This window comes from Natrialba asiatica DSM 12278, from assembly GCF_000337555.1.
GTDB classification, from domain to species: Archaea; Halobacteriota; Halobacteria; order Halobacteriales; family Natrialbaceae; genus Natrialba; species Natrialba asiatica.
Window position 1 is genome coordinate 196,884 of record NZ_AOIO01000007.1, and the last position, 21,131, is coordinate 218,014.

The window sequence follows — 21,131 nt, forward strand, 5'->3', positions numbered from 1 at the left end:
TCTTGTGCGTCGCTACTAGTGTCTCGTATCGCCGCTACTCTTGATCCAATTTCGCGCACAAACGACCTTACCAAGCAGATGCTTAATCGACAAGAACTGTCGGTTCTTGCCTATTGAGCGCGGAATGAGTGGTATTTATTGATGCCTATATGGTCTCGAACATCTCAATCTCGACACTGGAGAATCATATACGCTTGATAATGAATACCTGATCGCTTGGGACGGCGGTATCGAGTTTGAAACTCAACGAGTTGGCGGTCTAAAGTGCCGTTGCTCAGTGGAGAGGGCATTGTCTTCGAGTTCACTGGCCCGGGAACAGGCTGGTACCAGACACGAGATCTTGATGGGTTCGTTAATGTTCTTCCACCCAAATTTTCTAGCGGAAATAGTTCGTAGCGATCACAAGAGCAGATAGAATAGTAGTGATCAACTTTTCTGTAGCGGATATCGTTTGTTCATGTCTGGTGTAATACTCCCCCCGGACTCCTTAGAGGCGGATACTTGGGTAGTTCTGCTTTCCACGCGAGCAACGAACTGTTCGGCCGCATAGATGGTTCCTGCACCGAGCATGACACCTGCTACGACATCGAGTACCCAGTGGATACCGAGGTACATCGTTGAGAAGACAACGCCCGCGACCACGAACGCTGCAATGGGGAACCACCGTGGATATTCTCGCCGAGACCGCCAGGCGAATAGTAGAACGACGATAGCCAATGACGTATGTAGTGACGGAAATACATATGTATTCGCCGAGACCGCTGCCGTGAGATCTTGAGTTTGGGGATAGAACTGGTACATCAGGCCATCAACAGATGCCAAGTGATTGCGAGGGACGTATGCGATGAACAGCGTATAACAGATTGACCCGATCAAATAGTTTAGAAGGTATGCGATAAGGAGTTCCTTGAGATGGCGCTGTGACGGCAACAGGAAATAAAGGATTAGTGGAGCCACTACGAGAAACGGGAATCCGAACATATACATCGCCGAGAAAAATTCTAGCGTGGTTTCTGGGACAAGATTTTGAAGGATGGCGACGAATTTGCCTTCGATAGCATAGAGTTCATCAGTGATGTTCCAATCAAGTGCATACGAAATTTGCAAACTATACTTGTGTGTTGCTCGCTTTGCTAAGAAGAACAGCGCCGCAGTACCAAGGTAGGGTGCAACGTTCCGAAGCCGATAATTGAATTCATCGGTTGTTCGCCTGATCTGCTGGAGATTAAGACAGACCGAGAAGGTGATCAATAACCCAACCAAGACAGTAAGAGTGGTCAGAGTCATCATGTTTAGTAATGACAGTTCAAACATCTACCTCGTTGACTAACATACACGTATGTTGGTTGTTATTTATGCATGAATTTTTTCTAGCACAGTAGTACCCTTACACCCTCTTATCGAAATGATAGTAGTATCCGATGTATGAATTCCAACGGAACTGGGGCAAGATGCTCTGTGCGGGACAAATATCTCTCGAACTATGTTGGCGGAGATACACCCCGCTGACGAGGCAGACCACTGCCACAAGCAATAGTACGCCACTCAAGATGTCCTTCAGCATCCCATAAACTTCGGTATTTTCCACGATACCAAGACTATTTGAAACACGACTAACTGAACCATTAAATCTAATCTATAAGTCTATCAATAAACGCCCTCTCTGACATTCCGAATACTGCTCATAATATATGATTGCTAGGTAGTTACAAAAATCGGGGATAGAACGCAGGATGTTCTCGGCGAAGTCTGAGTGATAAATTCGCAGGTGTAGTGAACAGCAGTTTCAGGAGAGTAGGTGTCTAAAGGAGAGGATTTCAGCAGCGCCCCTACCGAGTAATTTCGACTAAAATAGAGTCCGGAGTTCATGGCATACCCGAAAAATGACGAAGCTGATCATAGGTGCAGTGATCGATTTCCATACTAATTTGTAACTCCACAGTGGAACGTGGCAGTGATGGAGCCACTAGAGATAAGCGGACGGATACTAGCGGGCATTATCCTCATCGGATTGAATGCATATTTCGTCGCGATCGAGTTCGGCCTGACTCGTGCCCGACAGTATTCAAAATCTGAGTTCGACACGCCGTCGCTCCAACTTGCCTGGGATATGACTAATGACCTCGAATTTTATCTGACAACATGTCAAATTTGGATTTCCGGCACGAGTATTGCACTGGGTATCGTTGCTGAACCTGGTCTGGCAGCGCTATTCGAGCCGTTATTCCAGAATACAGCGCTCGCATCGGTCGGTGCTGGATCGTTACTTGGATTCTTACTTATCAACCTCCTCCACCTTACCCACGGTGAACAAACACCGACATACCTCGGTGTCGAGCGCTCGAAGCAGGTCTGTCGGTACGGAGCGCGCCCGCTGTACTGGTTCGCGAAGGTACTCGCCCCAGCAATCAAGTTCGGTGATTTGGTTGCAAAGGGAACGCTTGGTCTGTTCGGTATCGAGATGACCGGGGCGTGGCGTGAGACCGAACAAGAGGTCATCGAATCCCGGGCTGACCTCCGCAACCGGCTCGGATCTGTCCTTGAGGAGGGCGACCTCCCCGATGAACGTCGCGAAGAGATCCTGAACGCGTTTCAAATCGGTGATAAACCTGTAAGCGAGCTAATGGTCTCTCCGACAGATGTTGTCGCATTGTCTACCGAAGTTGACTCTGAAGAGAATTTTCAGCGGATGGAAGAGCGTCCCCATACGCGATATCCCCTAGTCGATGACGATTTGACCGACTTCCGTGGCATTATTTATACCCCGATTCTCGTCAGAAATCGTGACGAATTATTCGATGGTAATATCGATTTCGCTGAATTAGCTGCTCCACCCATGACGCTCTCCCCCGATACAGATATCAGCGATGCGATCGATCAGTTCCAAACGGAACGACAGGAACTCGCGCTCGTAATCGAGGATGGCGAAGCCGTTGGATTGGTGACTGTCACGGATCTCTTAGAAGCGATTATGGGCGACATCGAAGACCCTCTTGACCGAGAACAACTCGGTTAACGTTATCTCATCCAAGTAGAGCTGTCGACCGGGAACACTGAGGTTCTCCACGGCCAACGCTATGATCTTTCGCCTCGCTACCGCTGTACAGACGGCTTGACGAGCGATTTCGGATAACTAGGGGCAGGAACAAGCTCTGTCCGAAAAGCACAGAAGGTAACAACGTCTCAAGCGATACTGAATCGCCGTCGTAGTGTATCGTTCTGATTCAGCTTTTTCCGTTAGCGGTAGACTGGTGACACATGTATTCCGATATTGTCGTGCCAACCGATGGGAGTGACTCGAGTGCTGCTGCAGTTGATCACGGAATTAGTATTGCAGAACCGCACGGAGCGAGAGTTCACTTTCTACACGTAGTGGATGTAGGGACAGAGATGGCTGCCACTGGGAACATTGCGCCCGAACTCACAGAGACGTTCGAACAAGAGGCGACTAAGATACTCGATAGAGCGGCTTCAAAGGCCGAAGACGCTGATATAACGTATGAACGGGATATCCTTGAAGGGGTCCCTCACGAAGTGATAGCCGAATATAGTACGGATTACGATATCGATCTTATTGTCATGGGGGCAAGTGGACGTTCTGGGATCAAAGACCATCTTCTAGGAAGTTCGACGGACCGTGTTATTCGCTCCGTTGACACACCTATCCTTATTGCGCGTCCTTAATGCCAATTCTCGAAGATAGATACATTTTTGTCTATACTTTCTGAGACTAATTATTCACCCTGGCAATCGTTGTTGGCATTCACACGGGAGATCCTCAACATGTCCGAACGGTAGATATGCTTAATTCCGAAACAATCACGGTTTTGGTGCCCGTTCACTAGTACGAATTATAGTGGCATTTCGAAACGATCGGATTCTCAGAGACCCGACTAAGATCGATTCACTCCAGACGATTCAGCGGAATTTCAAAAAACAACTGTTCAATCATTACTTAACTTATTCTCATCCATTTTCGGGAGGAAGTATTTGATGATACCACTCCCACCTCCACCCGATATACTGTTGCAGGCCCTGCCTGCCATCGGATTTTTCGATATCATGGTGACTGAAGAGCTTATGACATGGACGGGGGCTGGAATCATCGTTATCCTTATTGGGGTCTCGGCTTTCTTCTCGTCGTCCGAGATTGCTATGTTCTCACTCCCCAGCCATCGAGTCGATGCGCTCGTTGAGGAGGGCCTTCCCGGCGCAGACATGATTTCCCATCTCAAATCCGACCCGCACCGACTGCTCGTGACGATTCTTGTCGGAAACAATCTTGTCAATATTGCGATGACATCGATTGCAACGACTCTATTGGGGTTTTACTTTGGCGGTGCAACCGCAGCCGTCCTTTCTACGCTCGGTATCACAGCGGTCGTCCTCCTGTTCGGCGAGAGCGTACCAAAGTCCTATGCAATCGAGAACACCGAAACATGGTCACGTCGCGTCGCTAGGCCACTCAAATACTCCGAGTACCTTCTTCTGCCACTTGTCGTGCTCTTTGACTATCTTACTAAACTTATTAATAGTATCACTGGTGGCGAGATGGCCATCGAGAGCACCTACATCACCCGTGACGAAATTCAAGGGATGATCGAAACTGGCGAGCGACAGGGTGTTCTTAACGAGGACGAACACGAAATGCTTCAGCGAATCTTTCGGTTCAACAATACCATCGCTAAAGAAGTGATGACTCCGCGTCTTGATATGACTGCTGTCCCAAAGACCGCAAGCGTCGATGAGGCTATCGAGACACTGGTCCACAGTGGGCATGAGCGTGTTCCCGTTTACGAGAAGAGTTTGGATAATGTCGTCGGCATCATTCACATTCGCGATCTAATCAGGGAGAGTACCTACGGTGAGAATAGCGATATCGAACTTGATGATGTAATTCAGCCAACTCTCCATATTCCTGAAAGTAAGAATGCTGACGAACTCTTGGCCGAAATGCGTGAGAACCGTATACAGATGGTCATTGTTATCGATGAATTCGGCACTACTGAAGGGCTCATCACGATGGAAGATATGGTCGAAAAAATTGTCGGCGATATTCTCGAAGGCGAAGAGGAAGAACCGATCGAGTTCCTTGACACTGATACCGCAATCGTGCAAGGAAAACTCAACATTGACGAGATTAACGACGAACTCGATATTGAACTTCCGGAGGGCGAAGAGTTCGAAACTGTCGCTGGATTCATTTTCAACCGTGCGGGTCGTCTCGTTGAAGAAGACGAGACAATCGCTTATGACGGTGTTCGGCTTCGTGTTGAACGAGTTGAGGATACACGCATCCTGAATGTTCGTGTTTCGAAGATCAATGGTGTCGAACGCGATGCGACAGAGACCCCAACAAACATGAAATCTCAGTAAACTATATAACTAAACGGAACGCGAAACAGTATGGATAGGTGAGAATTTTCCTGTAAAGGTAATGGGTCTCGAAGCCGTCGATAGCGTATGGAGACGGATATCGCGGAGTTCGACTTCCTCGTCGTCGGATCGGGTTCCGGACTCGACGTAGCGAGCGCCGCAGCGAACCGCGGCCAGTCAGTCGCGGTCGTCGAGAAGGGACCCCTCGGCGGCACCTGTCTCAATCGCGGCTGCATCCCGTCGAAGAAACTGCTGTATCACGCGGAGGTTCGACAGACCATCGAGCGCGCCGACGAGTTCGGGATCGACGCCGAGGTGGCCGGCGTCGACTTCGCCGAGATCGTCCGCGAGGTCAACGAGGACGTGTCGGGGAGTTCGGACTCGATTTACCGCGGCGTACAGGCCTCGGAGCAGCACACGCTGTTCGAGGGTGAGTGTCGCTTCGTCGACGACCGGGCGGTCGAACTCGTCGACGGGCCGGACGCCGGTGCACGCGCTCGCGCCGACACGGTTCTCATCGCGGCCGGAACGCGACCGGCTATCCCGCCGATCGAAGGCATCGACACCGTCGACTTCCTCACCAGTCGGGATGCCCTCCAACTCGAGACGCCACCCGATCACCTCGTCATCGTCGGCGGCGGGTACATCGCGGCTGAACTCGCGCACTTCTTCGGGACGTTCGGCAGCGACGTGTCGATCGTGGGTCGCCGCCAGTATCTGCTTCCGGAGAGCGACGAGGATAGTGCGGCCGCGCTCACCGAGCGTTACGACGAACGCTTCGACGTGCACACGGGGTACGAGGCCGTCGCCGCCTCGCAATCCGGCGAGGATGTAACCATCGAGGCGCGGCCGTACCCGCCGGCGTGGGACGATCCGTCGGCGCGCGATCCCGTCACCGTGACCGGCGACACCGTGCTCGTCGCGGCGGGCCGACAGCCGAACTCGGATACGCTGAACCTCGGTGCAACCGGCGTCGAAACCGACGAGTTCGGCTTTATCGAGACGGACGAGTACCTGCGCACGACGGCGGATGGGATCTGGGCACTCGGAGATATCGTCGGGGAGTTCCTGTTGAAGCACAACGCGAACCACGAGGCTCGGGCCGTCGTTCGGAATCTATTCGGCGACGAACTCGAACCGGTCGATTACACGGCGATGCCCTTCGCCGTGTTCTGCTCGCCGGAAGTGGCCGGCGTCGGGGTCCACGAACAAACGCTCCGCGAGGCGGATCGAGAGTACGCGACGCGGACGTATCGCTACGAGGATACCGCCCGCGGGCAGGCGATGCACGCCGAGGGATTCGTCAAGGTCATCGCCGAACCGGACGGCGGGCTACTCGGCTGTCACATCGTCGGGCCGGAGGCGTCGAATCTCATCGAGGAGGTCGTCGTCGCGATGACGGCGGGGACGGGGTCCGTCTGGGATATCCGCGAGTCGGTCCACATCCATCCAGCGCTGTCGGAGGTCGTCGATCGGGCATTCGCCGGGCAGTTCACGCGTCACGGGGGGACGCACGAGCATCATCACCGGCACCAGCACGATCACGATCACGATCACGATCATGACCGTGACCACGACCATGCTCACGAGCACCAGCGTTCTCGCGACCACTCCGACCACGAGCGCGAGCACAGCAATCACCAGCACGGGCACGACCACGAGGGCCACCGGGGCGACCACGGCCACGACCAGCAGTCCGACTGAGATAGTAAACAGTATCCGTATTTACTATACACGAAAAGTTTTAGGTCCCGCTGATCAACTGTTCGCATAGGCCCTGGTATCATGTCACGAGCTGTTTTCGACACTGCCGAATACGACCGTCGACTCGACCGGACGAAAGCGCGCTTGCGCGAGGAGAACCTCGACGCGATCGTCGTCGCCGACCCCGCCAACATGAACTACCTCACCGGCTACGACGGCTGGTCGTTCTACGTTCACCAGGCGGTCATCGTGACGGCCGACCGCGACGAACCGATCTGGGTCGGCCGCGAAATGGACGCCGACGGCGCACGGGCGACGACCATCCTCTCCGCAGACAGTATCCAGTCGTACAGCGACGACCACGTTCACTCGCCGTACGACCTCCACCCGATGGACTACGTCGCGGGCGTCCTCGACGAACTCGACGTCGGCGACGGTCGCATCGGACTCGAGATGGACGCCTACTACTTCACCGCGAAATCCTACACGCGTCTGCAGGAAAACCTTCCCAAGGCCGAGTTCAGCGACGCGACGCTGCTCGTCAACTGGGTCCGGGTCAAGAAATCCGAACAGGAACTCGCGTACATGCGCGAGGCCGCCCGCATCTCGGAGAACGCCATGCGGGCCGGAATCGACGCCATCGAGGAGGGCGTCCCCGAGTACGAGGCCGCAGCCGCGATCTACGACGCGCTCATCACCGGCACCGACGAGTTCGGCGGCGACTACCCCTCGATCGTCCCCCTGATGCCCTCGGGCGACCACACCGGCACGCCGCACCTGACCTGGACCGACCGCCCGTTCGAGGACGGCGACCCGGTCATCATCGAACTCTCGGGCTGTCGTCACCGCTATCACTCGCCGCTCGCCCGGACGACGTTCGTCGGCGACCCGCCGGCTGAACTCGAGCGGACCGCGGATATCGTCACCGAGGGAATCGAGGCCGCGCTCGCCGCCGCCGAACCGGGCGTCACCTGCGAGGCCGTCGAGAAGGCCTGGCGAGAGACCATCGCGCAGTACGACATCGAGAAGGAGGATCGCATCGGGTACTCGATGGGACTGGGCTACCCGCCGGACTGGGGCGAGCACACGGCGAGCATCCGACCCGGTGACGAGACGGTTCTCGAGGAGGACATGACCTTCCACATGATCCCGGGGATTTGGACGGAAGAGATCGGTATGGAAACCAGCGAGACGTTCCGCGTGACGAGTTCCGGCGCAGAAACGTTGGCGGACTTCCCGCGGCAGTTGTTTACGGCATAACTCGCTGCTCTACCGTCTACGCTCTCCACCGCGTTTTCTCGCTGCCCTTCGGCGGCGAACACCTCTCGGTTCCCGGATCGGTCTTGTGGGCGCTTCGGAACTCGAGTTCGGCACACCGTCTTTCAGTTCGATCTTGATCGGTACCTGCGGTTGGAAACACGATTTTCATCCAGCGCAGGATGCAAAACCGAAATAGCGATTCGGTAAATGAGTCTGCGAGCTTTATGCCACTACCTTTATTAGATCTTAGAAATACATTTTCATGGACACTACAGCCCAAGGAATTCTCGGCGTTCAACTCACGCTTATCGGCCTCTATCTCGTTGCATACTTTAACGAACTGTCTTCGTTCCCGGAAGTGGGACTCTTGCTCGGACTGGGTGGGACGGCTGTGACAATGGATGCGGTTTTTAATAAGTCGTGGAAGAACGATCGTTGACCCGCGTTCACCCTAGTTCCGGGGATATCCCTAACGAATAAGGGTGATATTTACTGAGAGACGACGTTCTCGAGTTCAGCGTCGCCGTCCTCGAGCGCGCTCACGTTGTGCGCGACGATATCGGCTAACCGATCCCAGTGTTTCGGCGTGTGCCCGCCCGTGTGGGGGGTCAGCAGACAGTTTTCGAGATCCCAGAGGTCGTGATCGTTCGGCAGCGGTTCGGGTTCGGTCACGTCGAGCGCGGCTCCCCGAATGCCGTTCGACTGCAGCGCTGCAACGAGCGCGTCGGTATCGACGAGGCCGCCGCGCGCGGCGTTGACGACGACCGCGTTCGGGGGCAGCGTCGCCAGTTCGTCCGCGCCGACGAGTCCTCGCGTCAGGTCGTTCAGCGGACACGCGAGCACGACGTACTCGCTGCGGGCGAACGCCTCGTGGATGTCTTCCGCCTCGAACCCGAGGACCTCGTCCGTCGGGCCGCCTTTCGAGGGCGTGTAACGGATGCCGATCGTCTCGACCTCGAAGCCCTGGAGTCGCCGGACGATTTCCTGACCGATCGAGCCGAGTCCCACCACTGTGACGGTGCTCCCGGTGAACTCGTGGGACTGGAAGTGTCGCCACTCGCCGTTTTGCTTGCGCCGCCACCCCTCGTGAAGGTTGCGCGCGAAGACGAGCATATTGGCGATCGACTGTTCGGCGATCCCTGGTGCGTGGATGCCGCCGGCGTTCGTCACGGCCACGCCGTGCTCGGCCAGCGCCTCCATCGGCACGTGGTCGGTGCCGGCGAACGTACACGCGAAGAGTTCGAGTCGCTCGGCCCGATCGAGGAGGGCCTCTTCGATCGTGATCCCTGTCACGACCCGCGCCTGCGGGACGAGTTCGCGTTCTTCCGCCGGCGTCCGTGCGAGCGCGACGGTGTGGTTCGGCAGTCGCTCGCGCAGCGTTTCGGCGTACGATTCCATCGATAGCCCTTCCGTTCCCTCGCGGAGAACGACGACATCTGCGTTCGTGCTCGTACTCGTGTTCATATGATCCTCCGTCGCAGTAGCGTGTTCTCGCCACTGAAACGACTCGTACCCAACGGTTGTCATCGCCTCTCTTATTCCTTTTGTGTACCTACCATAAACACTGATTGTGTATAATTAAGTTAGTGGAGTGAGTCAGTGTCTGGCATGAACGAACCGATACGAGATCGTCTCGTGACCCTTCGACGGAACCTTCACCGCCACCCGGAGCCGGCGTGGCGCGAGTTCTACACGACCGCTCGTCTCGTCGAGGAGATTCGAGCGATCGGCGTCGACGAACTGGCCGTCGGGCCGGACGCTTACGACCCCGCGGATCGGATGGCCGTTCCCGACGCTGAACTCGGGCCGTGGATCGAGCGCGCTCGCGAGCGGGGCGCGGATCCGGCGCTGCTCGATCGGATGACCGGCGGCAACACGGGCGCGGTCGCCGTTCTCGACCGCGGCGAGGGACCCGTAATCGGACTGCGGGTCGATATCGATGCGCTGTTCATCGAGGAGTCGACCGCCGAGGAACACGATCCGGCCGCGGAGGGGTTCCGATCGGAGATCGACGGCGCGATGCACGCCTGCGGGCACGACGTGCACATGACGTGGGGGTTGGCCGTCCTCGAAGCCATCGCAGAAAGCGACTTTGCGGGTCGGCTGGTCGTCTTCTTCCAGCCCGCCGAGGAGACTAGCGGCGGCGGCTGTCCGATGGCGAAAAGCGAGTTCGCGGACGGGCTGGACTACCTGCTCGCCGTGCACGTCGGCCTCGATCATCCGACGGGCGAGGTCGTCGCCGGGATCGAGAAGCCACTGGCCATGTGCCACGTCGACGCGACGATCCACGGTGCCTCCGCGCACGCGGGGAAAGCGCCGAACGAGGGGGCAAACGCCATGCACGCGATGGGGACGGCGATCGAGAACGCCTACGGAATTCCCCGCCACAGCGACGGCATGACGCGGGTGAACATCGGGAAAGCCGAAGCGGGTACCGCGAGCAACGTTATCGCCGAGCGCGCCCACATGGAAGCCGAAGCGCGCGGCGAGACGACCGAGCTGATGGAGTTCGTGAAAGATCGGCTGGAGCGCACCGTCAAATCGGCCGCGACGATGCACGACTGCCGGGCCGAGGTCGAGGTCGTCAGCGAATCGCCGCGCGCGGACAGCGATCCCGAGTTGCAGGCGCTCGTCAGCGAGGTCGCCGACGGCGCGGCGGGTATCGAGCGCGTGCTGCCGGCCGCCGACTTCGGCGCGAGCGAGGACGCGACCTTCCTGATGGAACGCGTCCAGCGCGACGGGGGGCTCGCGACGTACCTCATCGTCGGGACCGATCACCCGACCAGCCACCACACCCCGACGTTCGACGTCGACGAGGCGAGTCTCGAACACGGGGTCGACGTGCTCGCCGAGACGATCCGCGAACTCGAGTCTCGGCACCCGATCCCGCACGTCGATCCCGCGGACGCGGACGTAGACACCCCCATCGCGGAGACGGAGGGGAACAGATGAGCGGGCACGACGGCCTCGTCACGCCCGCGGATATCGAGGACGCCCGTGCGCGGATCGACGACATCGTCCACCGAACGCCGCTCGATACGTCGCGAACGTTCGCCGAACTGAGCGGCGCAGCGTCCGTCGGACTCAAACTCGAGAACGTTCAGCGGACGGGTTCGTTCAAGATCCGCGGCGCGTACAACAAGCTGGCGCAGTTGGATGCCCAAGAACGGGAGGCGGGCGTTATCTCCGCGAGCGCGGGCAACCACGCCCAGGGCGTCGCGCTGGCGGGACGACTGCTCGATATCGAGACGACCATCGTCGTCCCCGAGGTCACGCCCGCCGCGAAGATCGAGGCCACCCGCGGCTACGGTGCCGAGGTCGTCGTCGAGGGCGATATCTACGAACGAGCCTACGAGTTCGCACTCGACCGAGCCGACGAAACCGGGGAGACGTTCGTCCACCCGTTCGACGACGAGGCGATCATCGCCGGCCAGGGGACGATCGGACTCGAACTTCGCGACCAGTACCCTGAGATGGAGACGGTGCTCGTCGCGATCGGCGGCGGCGGCCTCATCTCGGGCGTCGGCACGGCGCTCGAGGCCGCCGAGCACGACATCCGTGTTATCGGCGTCCAGCCCGAGGGTGCCGCCCACGCGAAACGGACGCTCGAGACCGCAGCAGACGCTCGGGACGACGAGGGTGCGGGCATACACGAACTCGCAGACGTGGATACCGTCGCGGAGGGGATCGCGGACACCCGGATGCTCGAGACCACGGCCGCGACCGCCCGCGCGGTCGTCGACGACGCGGTGACGGTCACGGACCGCGAAATCGCGACCGCCGTCACCCTGCTGGCGGAGCGGGCCAAGACCGTCGCCGAGGGTGCCGGTGCCGCTCCGCTCGCGGCCGCGCTGTCGGACGACGCCGGACTCGCTCTCGAAGGCGAACACGTCGGCGTCGTCGTCTCCGGCGGCAACGTGAACCTCACCGAGCACGCCGAATTGACCCGAACCGGCCTGCACGAACTCGGGCGCTACGTCGAGGCGCGGCTGGCCCTCGACGGCTGGCCGACGGCTATCGGCGATGTAGTCGAAACGGTCGAGGCCGAAGGGGCCGAACTCGACGCGTTAGAGCGCGCCCGCCGCGGCGCAGGGACGGTCGACCGTCCGAACCGCGTTCCGGTGACGATCGGACTCGAAGGGAGCGGTCCCGAGCATCTCGACGGCGTGCTCTCCGCGCTGGCTGAACTCGGCGCTATTTCGGTCATCGAGTGCTCTCGTTGTGACCGATAGCCGTGGCGCACGGTTTTCGTTTACTAACCGCGCTGGGGCACCTGTCGCAGTCGGCTGTGAGTATTCGACTTCGTTGTCCGAGTGCACCGCCGCCTTGTGGGCTCGTTCTTCCTGTACCGGGACCCGAGTACCGCCGTACCCTCAATGCGGTGCCCGACGACGCGGCGTATTAGCCGGCCCAAAAACCGGAACGGTTTTATTGTTTAGGTTGGCCTAAAATACTATGGCCGATGAACTCGAGGACCGTCTCGTCTCAGTTCGGCAAGTGCCCGTAACGGCGACAGTGGCGATGTGCCGTCTGCTCGGTGTTCGAAATCGAGCGGACACGGTGAGAACGCACCCGACGGAACCGAGCGCCACAGTTCCGTCCCGACGGAGTACGTGGTTCGACGATGAGTGAGAAGAACTCGTGCGTCGGAACGAAACGGACGGCGGCATCGTCGGTGAGCGAGACGCGGTTCGGATGGTTCTTCGATCCGACGCTCGCGACGCCGTACACCGGGGATGACGCGGATACGGGTGTCGCGCTTGGTCAGAGCGCTGGGTCGTCGGCAATTGGCGTTCGTGCCGGGTACGGCTCCCATCTGTACGACGGACTTCCCGGCGTCTCCGCTGACGCCGACGCCCTCGTCGAACGCTACCAGGACGGCACTGGAGGAGTCGACCAATGAGCGCGCTAGACTCGTCGCGGCCGGAGACAACCCTCGATTACGACGTCGTCGTAGTCGGTGGCGGACCTGCGGGCTGCTCGGTCGGCGTTTTCACCGCCCGGTATGATCTAGAGACGGTGATCTTCGATCGCGGGCGCTCGTCGATCCAACGGTGTGCGTACCTCGAGAACTACCTCGGCTTCCCCGCGGGGGTCGACATCGAAACGCTGTACGGATTAATGCACGATCACGCGTCGACGGCGGGCTGTGAGATCGTTTCCGACTTCGTGGCGTCGGTCGAGCGCCGCGACGACGCTGATGGGTTTCTCGTTCACGCGCAAGATGGCGACCCGGTCACCGCTCGCTTCGTGGTCGCGGCCACACGCTACGACGGCGAGTACATGCGCGGTCTCGACGGTGACGCGGCCATGTTCGAGACGCACGAACACGACGGTGAGGAACGCGAACACTTCGATAAACGGTACGCCGAGAGCGACGGATCGACACCGGTCGACGGACTCTTCATCGCGTCGCCGTACGGCGAGACGGGCTATCAGGCACTCATGGCCGCCGGCCGCGGCGCACAAGTCGGAATCACCGTCATCGAGGCCGTTCGACGGGAGGAAGGGTATCCGGAGCCCGTGGCGAACTACTACGACTGGATGCGCGCGGACACCGAACTCGACGACGAGTGGAGCGACCGGGATCGATGGCGCGACTATTTCGATGACCGGTTACCTGCCGATCACGGCCTCGGGGCAGAACGACTCGCGGCGATACGCGAACAAGAGATCGATCGCCGATTCGCAATGTATCTCTCCGACGACGAAATCGACCGTCGGAGCGAGCGCGGGCAGCGGCAACTACTCGAGCACATCGACGATGAGCTCATCCTCGCTGCGGCCCGTGAAATCGATGCCGAGCAACGATCCAGCGGAACGTAATTCGGAGAGACGACCATGTCGGTGAATCGCACCTTCGCGTCGTGTGTTGGCGACCGGGACCCGGTTACGAACGCACGAAATCTACAATACCCTCTCGCAGTTCTTCCGTGATGTTCTTGAACTCTCCGAGTACGAGCGCGAGGCGATAGCGGTAACGGGAGCAGTCAGTCCACTGGTGGTAGATCGTCTTGCAGCGACGCTTCTAGCGATAGCGAAGTCACCTTCGGGACACGATATTATCGCCCCCTTTCGACACACGATGACTCTTCGGCTTTACGCTCCTCGGAGAACTCGTGATGTGGCTCGCCGGACAGCGGGTGTAACAAACCGCATGGTTTTTGCTTTAGGCCTGCCTAAACACTGCTAATGACCCCCGGTACCCAGTCGGATGCCAACCGGAAGTCCGAACCGACCCCGACCGGCAGACCCGAGATCGAAGTCTGCCAAAGCGGCCCCGACAAATCCGTTTTCATCGAATCCGGGAATACCGATGGCTGGATTTCGAGCACCGTCCTCGTTGATGTAATCCAGTAGTCGCCCCCTTGTGCTAACTCGACTGCTGCACCCGTCATCGACAAGTGATACTCACGGGCCTGGTCGGTGAACTCGTTCCTGATACGCTGCTCGTACTGTTGGCCGTAATCCGCGGTTATTCACATCTGTCTTACCTGTCGCTGTTGAAGCGACGAGTTCAGCGAGGTGGCAGCGGCGAGAAGCGGGCTACAGGTATGCGGCGAACGCATCCGCGAGTTTTTCTTCAGCGCGTCTGAGGTGGTGTTCTGCCGTCCGTCGGCCGATTCCGACTTCGGTTGCGATTTCGGCGGTTGTCGTCTCCCGGGGTATCTCGTAGTAGCCTCGATCGTGGGCAGTCAGGAAGACGACCCGCTGGCGATCGGAAAGCGTCGGGAGGACCGACCCGACCGACAACACCGGCGTCTCCGAGGCGACGGTTTGGAGTTCCTTCTTCGATTCGACCGTTACGGTGTGATCGTCGGCAACATCGGCGTAGAACGCGGTCAGGTTCGCGGAGTCGAGCGCGAGAACTCGAACGACCTTCGCGCCGTCCTCGTACCGCAATGGCGGTAATAGAAGGCAGTCGCTGGCCGCAAGCGGTGCCTCGATGTAGCTTCCGCCGTGTTGTTTCAGGCACGCTTCGGTGATGACCGTTCGGTCGTCTCCGTTTCTGAGCTGTTCTTGTACTCCGACTTCCGCGTTCACATAGGCGACCACGTCGTCCTGGCGTTCGCCGGTGACGTGAAGCAGGTCGCAGTGATCGTTGCACCAGAGTTCGATACTCGTGTTATTGTTCGCCGTCGAGTTCGAATAGGGATCGTCACTCCGGATGCGAAAGACGGCCTTGTACACGGGTGCTCGTTGCACCGCCACTTAAAAAACCTTTGCCACACGGAGAGCCGATCCTATCGGGTTTCCCGTTGTTAGACACACGCATGGAACAGTCAACGGAGCGTTCCGATCGCGGAATCGGCGAGCCGTCGCCGCAGTGGCTCGAGTACCAGGGTGCACCGACCGGGACGGACATCGAGTGTGAGGGATGGCGACAGGAGGCGGCACTTCGGCTGCTCAACAATAACCTCGATCCCGACGTCGGCGAGCGCCCGGAAGAGCTGGTCGTCTACGGCGGGACCGGCCGGGCGGCCCGAAGTTGGGACGCCTACGACGGGATTCTCGCGGAGCTCCGCGATCTCGAGAGCGACGAGACGTTGCTCGTCCAATCGGGGAAACCGGTCGGCCGGTTCACGACCCACGAGCGAGCGCCGCGAGTGCTGATCGCGAACTCGAACCTCGTCGGCAACTGGGACGATTGGGAGCACTTCCACGAACTCGAGGCCCGGGGGCTGATCATGTACGGGCAGATGACCGCCGGCTCCTGGGCCTACATCGGCACGCAGGGCATCATCCAGGGGACGTTCGAGACGCTGGCCGAGGTCGCGCGCCAGCACTTCCCCGAGAGCGAGGGGTTACGTGGAACGATCACCGTCACCGGCGGCCTCGGCGGCATGGGCGGGGCCCAACCGCTCGCCGTGACGATGAACCACGGCGTTTGTATCGCCGCCGAGGTGGACGAACGCCGTATCGACAGACGACTCGAGACGGACTACTGCACGGAAAAGACCGACGATCTCGGCGAGGCCATCGAACTCGCTCGGGAGGCCGCAGCCGCAGGCGAGGCGTTGTCCATCGGCCTCCACGCGAACGCCGCGGACATGTTCGACGGAATGCTCGAGCGCGAGTTCGTGCCCGATATCGTCACCGATCAGACGAGCGCCCACGACGAACTCGAGGGCTACTATCCGGCGGGCTATACCGTCGACGAGGCCGACCGACTCCGCGAGACGGATCCCGACTCCTACGTCGCGGAGAGCCTCGATACCATGACGCGCCACGTCGAGGGCATCCTCGAGATGCAAGAACGTGGCGCGGTCGCGTTCGAGTACGGCAACAACATCCGCGGGCAGGTACAGGACCACCGGGACGTGGAGAACGCCTTCGACTTCCCCGGCTTCGTGCCGGCGTACATCCGACCGCTGTTTTGTCGCGGGAAGGGACCGTTCCGCTGGGTCGCCCTCTCCGGCGACGAGGCGGACATTCACCACACCGATGACGCCGTACGCGATCTGTTTCCGGACAAGGAGAACCTCCACCGCTGGATCGACCTCGCGCAGGAGCAGGTGTCGTTTCAGGGACTCCCGAGTCGCGTCTGCTGGCTCGGGTACCGCGCCGAGGACGACCCCGACGGCCTCACCGAGCGCGCACGGTTCGCACTTCGGATCAACGAACTCGTCGCCGACGGAGAGATCACGGCACCGATCGTCGTCACGCGCGACCACCTCGACGCGGGAAGCGTCGCCAGCCCGAACCGGGAGACCGAGGCGATGCGGGACGGCTCCGACGCCGTCGCGGACTGGCCGATCCTGAACGCCCTTCTGAACTGCGCCGCCGGGGCCGACATCGTGAGCGTCCACGACGGGGGCGGCGTGGGCATCGGCAACGCCATCCACGCCAACAACCACGTCGTCCTCGACGGGTCGGATCTGGCCGCCGAAAAAGCGCGCCGGGTCTTTACGACCGATCCCGGCATGGGTGTGATTCGCCACGCCGACGCCGGCTACGAGGACGCGATCGACGAGGCGTCGGCGTCGAACGTCCGCGTTCCAATGCACGATCACGAATGAGTTCGTTTACCACTCCACAGGACTGGACGGGACCGTCGTCGGATTCGGTCGACGAACAGCTCGGTGACGTCGTTACCGGAACGACCGTCGACGACGCCGGCGAGTTCGACGCGGTGCTCGTGGGAGAACCATACGACGGCGGCGTCGTCTCCCGAGAGGGCGCTGCCGAGGGGCCGACCACTCTCAGGGAATCGCTCGCGGCGGTGAAGAGCCATCACTTCGACGCCGGGCCGCTGCGCGATATCGGCGATGTCGGCGACGTGGCGATTCCGGACGGTTCCGTCGCCACGGTGCAGCACGCGGTCCGCGAGGCCGCGGCGTCGGTCCACGACAGCGACGCGCTCCCCGTCTTTCTCGGCGGCGACAACTCGCTGACCTTCGCGAACGTCGCGCCGCTGCTCGAGGACGCGAGCGTCGGCGTCGTCAATTTCGACGCCCACCTCGACGTGCGCGAGTTCGGAGAGCGACCGACCAGCGGGACGCCCTACCGCCAGTTGTACGACGCCGGACTGGACGGCTACGCCTGCGTCGGCGCGCGGCACTTCGAAACGAGTTCGGCGTATCACGATTTCGTGCGCGAACGCGACGGAGAGATCGTGACCGCCGAGGAGGTTGCGGACGACCCCCTGCAGGCCGTCGATCGGGCGCTCTCGGCGCTCGACGGCGTCGACCGGCTCTACTGTAGCGTCGACATCGACGTCCTCGATGCGCCCTACTGCGGGTCGAGCGCGCCGACGCCGGGCGGGCTGACGCCGCGGGAACTGTTCCGCCTCGTTCGGCTCGTCGCCAGCGACGACCGACTCGCCGGATTCGAGGTCGTCGAGTGCGCGCCGCCGCTGGATACCGACGGCCGAACGGTCGACGCCGCCGCGCGGACGATCGCACACTTCCTCGCGGGGTGGAACGCATGACCGACCTCGTCGTCTCCGACGCCGCACAGGTCGCGACCCCGACCGGCAGCGATGGCGATAATTCGAATAGCGGACTCGAAATCATCGAAAACGGTGCCGTCGCGATCGAAGACGGCGTCGTCGTCGCCGTCGGCCCCACGGCAGACGTAACGCGCGCACATCCACCGGAGAACGCGACGGAGTCCGTCGACGCCACCGGGCAGACGGTCCTGCCGGGCTTCGTCGATCCCCACACGCACGCCGTCTTCGCCGGCGACCGGGTCGACGAGTTCACCGCGAAGCTCGCGGGCGCGAGCTACCAGGACATCTTAGCGGAGGGTGGCGGAATCCTGCGGACGGTTCGGTCGACGCGCGACGCCTCCCGCGATGAACTCGTCGCGAATCTGCTTGAGAACCTCGATACCATGCTCGCCCACGGCACGACGACGGTCGAGGTAAAGTCCGGCTACGGGCTCGATGTCGAGACGGAACTGAAGTTACTCGAAGCGATCGACGAGGCGGCCGACCGCCACCCGATCGACGTCGTACCGACGTTTATGGGCGCACACGCGGTTCCCAAAGGCGCGGACACCGAAGAGTACGTCGACCGCGTCATCGAGGAGCAACTGCCCGCGGTCGCCGACGCCGGCCTCGCCGAGTTCTGCGACGTGTTCTGCGAGGCGGGCGTCTTCTCGGTTCCGCAGTCCCGACGGATTCTCGCGGCTGGCCAGGAGCTGGGTCTGACGCCGAAGATCCACGCCGAGGAGTTCGAGCGACTCGGCGGGTCGCAACTGGCGGCCGACTGCGGCGCGACCAGCGCCGACCACCTGTTGCAGGCGACCGACGAGGACATCGCGGCGCTCGGCGAGGCTGGCGTGACGCCGGTGCTCCTGCCGGGGACGGCGTTCTCGCTCGGCGCGGCGTACGCGGACGCGGCGGCCTTCGAGGCGGCGGACGTGCCGGTCGCCCTCGCCACGGACTTCAATCCGAACTGCTTCTCACAGAGCATGGAATCCGTCGTCGAACTCGCCTGTAACGGCATGCGAATGACACCGGCCGCGGCTATCCGCGGCGCAACCGCCACCGCCGCCCGCGCCGTCGACCGTACCGACGGCACGGGCACCATTCGCGAGGGCGCACCCGGCGACCTCGCCATCGCAACCGTGACCAACTATCAACACATCCCGTACAACTTCGGCGTCTCGAACGTTCGAACAGTCATCAAGAACGGAACGGTGGTGCACCGTGACTGACGACCCGGTCGTCGTCGACGGCGAAACGCTCACGCCGGCGGCCGTCGAACGCGTCGCCCGAGCGGGCGCACCCGTCTCGGTCCCCGAATCCGCCCGCGAGCGCGTTCGCGAATCGCGAGAGCGCATCGTCGACATCGTCGACTCCGGACAGGCCGTCTACGGCGTCAACACCGGCTTCGGTGAACTCGTCCAGGAACGCATCCCTGCGGACGACATCGAAACGCTCCAGCAGAATCTCATTCGGAGCCACGCCGCCGGCACCGGCGATGAACTCGATCGAGCGGAGGTTCGAGCGATGCTCGTAACCCGACTCAACGCCCTGGTGAAAGGCTACAGCGGCGTCCGGGAACGCATCGTCGATCTGCTCGTCGGAATGTTAAACGACGGCGTCCACCCCGTCGTGAGAGCCAAGGGGAGTCTCGGTGCAAGCGGCGATCTCGCGCCGCTTGCCCACCTCGCGCTCGTCCTCATCGGTGAGGGTGAAGCCACCGTCGGCGACGATCGACTGCCCGGTGACGAAGCGCTGGCGCGAGCGGAACTCGAACCGGTGACGCTCCGGGCGAAGGAGGGGTTAGGGCTCATCAACGGAACGCAGCTAACCGTCGGCTTGGCCGCGCTCGTCGTCCGCGATGCCGAGCGTGCGCTCCAAGCGGCGGATATCGCCGGTGCGATGACGACGGAAGCGACGATGAGTACCACCGCGAGTTCACATCCGAGCATTCAGAACGTTCGGCCACACCCGGGCCAAACTGAAAGCGCCAGGAATATCCGTCGGCTGACCCGCGATTCCGAAATCGTCGAGTCCCACCGCAACTGCGATCGAGTGCAGGACGCGTACTCGCTCCGGTGTCTCCCGCAGGTTCACGGCGCGGTCCGGGATTCGATCCAGCACCTCCGCGAGGCCGTCGAGACGGAACTCAACAGCGCGACGGACAACCCGCTCGTGTTCCCCGCCGACGAAGCGGACGACCGCGCGAGCGGGACCGATCGAGCGGCGGTTCTCTCGGGCGGGAACTTCCACGGCCAACCGCTGGCGCTGCGGCTGGATTACGCCGCGAGCGCCCTGGCTGAACTCGCGTCGATTTCGGAACGGCGGATGGATCGGATGCTCAATCCGAACGTTCAAGAAGTGCACTTGCCGCCGTTCCTGACCGAAGGGAGCGGCCTTCGATCGGGGTACATGATCGCCCAGTACACGGCGGCGGATCTCGTGAGCACGAACCGGTCCCAGGGACGGCCGTCGACGGATAACATCCCGGTCAGCGGCAATCAGGAAGATCACGTGAGCATGAGCGCCCAAAGCGGCTACGCCGCCAGAGAGACCGTCTCAGCTACGCTCCGCGTCGTCGGTATCGAACTGCTCTGTGCGGCGCAGTCGCTCGATTTCGTCGCTGAACTCGATCCCGGAATCGGAACGCACGCGGCCTATCGGACCGTCCGCGAACACGTCTCTCATCTCGACGAGGACCGGCCGCTTCACGGTGATATCGATCGAATGCTGGCGCTTCTCCGGTCGGATCAATTGTTCGAGAACGTCGAGATGGCGATCGACGCCGGACCGCCGTAGCGACACTGTTTTTAGTGTGCTGCTGCGACTCACTACCAAACCGTGAGTCGACTGAGGTATT

17 protein-coding genes are annotated in these 21,131 nt (G+C 60.6%); 14 read left to right on the plus strand and 3 right to left on the minus strand.

Features of this window, described 5'->3' with window-relative positions; genetic code table 11:
* Positions 1 to 426 precede the first annotated feature (426 nt).
* Positions 427 to 1,314 (minus strand): phosphatase PAP2 family protein, encoded by an 888-nt coding sequence (locus tag C481_RS02445; RefSeq protein WP_006107295.1) that lies wholly within the window; start codon positions 1,312 to 1,314, stop codon positions 427 to 429.
* Positions 1,315 to 1,957: 643 nt separating this feature from the next.
* Between C481_RS02445 and C481_RS02450 the strand changes: the two genes are divergently transcribed.
* The 5 genes from C481_RS02450 to C481_RS02470 all read left to right on the plus strand — a co-directional run bounded on the left by C481_RS02450 (position 1,958) and on the right by C481_RS02470 (position 8,340).
* The gene (locus C481_RS02450) at positions 1,958 to 3,016 is read left to right on the plus strand and encodes a CNNM domain-containing protein (RefSeq protein WP_006107296.1); all 1,059 of its coding nucleotides are present in this window, start codon (positions 1,958 to 1,960) and stop codon (positions 3,014 to 3,016) included.
* A gap of 242 nt (positions 3,017 to 3,258) precedes the next feature.
* Entirely contained in the window at positions 3,259 to 3,684 is a 426-nt protein-coding gene (locus C481_RS02455; protein WP_006107297.1) for a universal stress protein, read from the plus strand.
* Positions 3,685 to 3,993: 309 nt separating this feature from the next.
* The gene (locus C481_RS02460) at positions 3,994 to 5,376 is read left to right on the plus strand and encodes a hemolysin family protein (RefSeq protein ID WP_006107298.1); all 1,383 of its coding nucleotides are present in this window, start codon (positions 3,994 to 3,996) and stop codon (positions 5,374 to 5,376) included.
* Positions 5,377 to 5,463: 87 nt separating this feature from the next.
* On the plus strand, positions 5,464 to 7,080 hold the full coding sequence (locus tag C481_RS02465; RefSeq protein WP_006107299.1) for a dihydrolipoyl dehydrogenase: 1,617 nt from the start codon (positions 5,464 to 5,466) through the stop codon (positions 7,078 to 7,080).
* 81 nt (positions 7,081 to 7,161) lie between these two features.
* A complete protein-coding gene (locus tag C481_RS02470) occupies positions 7,162 to 8,340 on the plus strand; it encodes a M24 family metallopeptidase (RefSeq protein WP_006107300.1) in 1,179 nt (392 codons plus the stop codon).
* 489 nt (positions 8,341 to 8,829) lie between these two features.
* On the opposite strand, the gene C481_RS02475 is transcribed toward C481_RS02470, so the two are convergent.
* Positions 8,830 to 9,804, minus strand: a complete 975-nt coding sequence (locus tag C481_RS02475; protein WP_049904367.1) for an NAD(P)-dependent oxidoreductase — start codon at positions 9,802 to 9,804, stop codon at positions 8,830 to 8,832.
* Positions 9,805 to 9,948: 144 nt separating this feature from the next.
* Here C481_RS02475 and C481_RS02480 point away from each other — a divergent pair, with 144 nt between their 5' ends.
* From C481_RS02480 to C481_RS22060, 5 genes are all read left to right on the plus strand, one after another.
* Entirely contained in the window at positions 9,949 to 11,292 is a 1,344-nt protein-coding gene (locus C481_RS02480) for an amidohydrolase (protein ID WP_006107302.1), read from the plus strand.
* The gene (locus C481_RS02485) at positions 11,289 to 12,572 is read left to right on the plus strand and encodes a threonine ammonia-lyase (protein WP_006107303.1); all 1,284 of its coding nucleotides are present in this window, start codon (positions 11,289 to 11,291) and stop codon (positions 12,570 to 12,572) included. Before C481_RS02480 ends, C481_RS02485 begins: the two co-directional genes overlap by 4 nt.
* A gap of 392 nt (positions 12,573 to 12,964) precedes the next feature.
* Entirely contained in the window at positions 12,965 to 13,243 is a 279-nt protein-coding gene (locus tag C481_RS22380) for a hypothetical protein (RefSeq protein WP_006107304.1), read from the plus strand.
* A complete protein-coding gene (locus C481_RS02495) occupies positions 13,240 to 14,166 on the plus strand; it encodes an NAD(P)/FAD-dependent oxidoreductase (RefSeq protein WP_006107305.1) in 927 nt (308 codons plus the stop codon). The genes C481_RS22380 and C481_RS02495 overlap by 4 nt, the downstream gene beginning before the upstream one ends.
* Before the next feature lie 366 nt (positions 14,167 to 14,532).
* Entirely contained in the window at positions 14,533 to 14,700 is a 168-nt protein-coding gene (locus C481_RS22060; protein ID WP_006107306.1) for a hypothetical protein, read from the plus strand.
* Positions 14,701 to 14,886: 186 nt separating this feature from the next.
* Here the strand turns inward: C481_RS22060 and C481_RS02500 are convergent, their stop codons facing one another.
* Positions 14,887 to 15,531, minus strand: a complete 645-nt coding sequence (locus tag C481_RS02500) for a helix-turn-helix domain-containing protein (RefSeq protein WP_006107307.1) — start codon at positions 15,529 to 15,531, stop codon at positions 14,887 to 14,889.
* 83 nt (positions 15,532 to 15,614) lie between these two features.
* Between C481_RS02500 and hutU the strand changes: the two genes are divergently transcribed.
* From hutU to hutH, 4 genes are read left to right on the plus strand one after another with little or no spacing between them, the layout of a single operon-like run.
* Positions 15,615 to 17,360: a urocanate hydratase gene (gene hutU / locus C481_RS02505; protein ID WP_006107308.1), complete on the plus strand. Its 1,746-nt coding sequence runs from the start codon at positions 15,615 to 15,617 to the stop codon at positions 17,358 to 17,360.
* The gene (gene hutG / locus C481_RS02510) at positions 17,357 to 18,271 is read left to right on the plus strand and encodes a formimidoylglutamase (protein ID WP_006107309.1); all 915 of its coding nucleotides are present in this window, start codon (positions 17,357 to 17,359) and stop codon (positions 18,269 to 18,271) included. The genes hutU and hutG overlap by 4 nt, the downstream gene beginning before the upstream one ends.
* Positions 18,268 to 19,503, plus strand: coding sequence for an imidazolonepropionase (gene hutI / locus C481_RS02515; protein WP_049904360.1), 1,236 nt, complete (start codon positions 18,268 to 18,270; stop codon positions 19,501 to 19,503). The genes hutG and hutI overlap by 4 nt, the downstream gene beginning before the upstream one ends.
* Positions 19,496 to 21,070, plus strand: a complete 1,575-nt coding sequence (gene hutH, locus C481_RS02520) for a histidine ammonia-lyase (protein ID WP_006107311.1) — start codon at positions 19,496 to 19,498, stop codon at positions 21,068 to 21,070. The genes hutI and hutH overlap by 8 nt, the downstream gene beginning before the upstream one ends.
* Positions 21,071 to 21,131 lie beyond the last annotated feature (61 nt).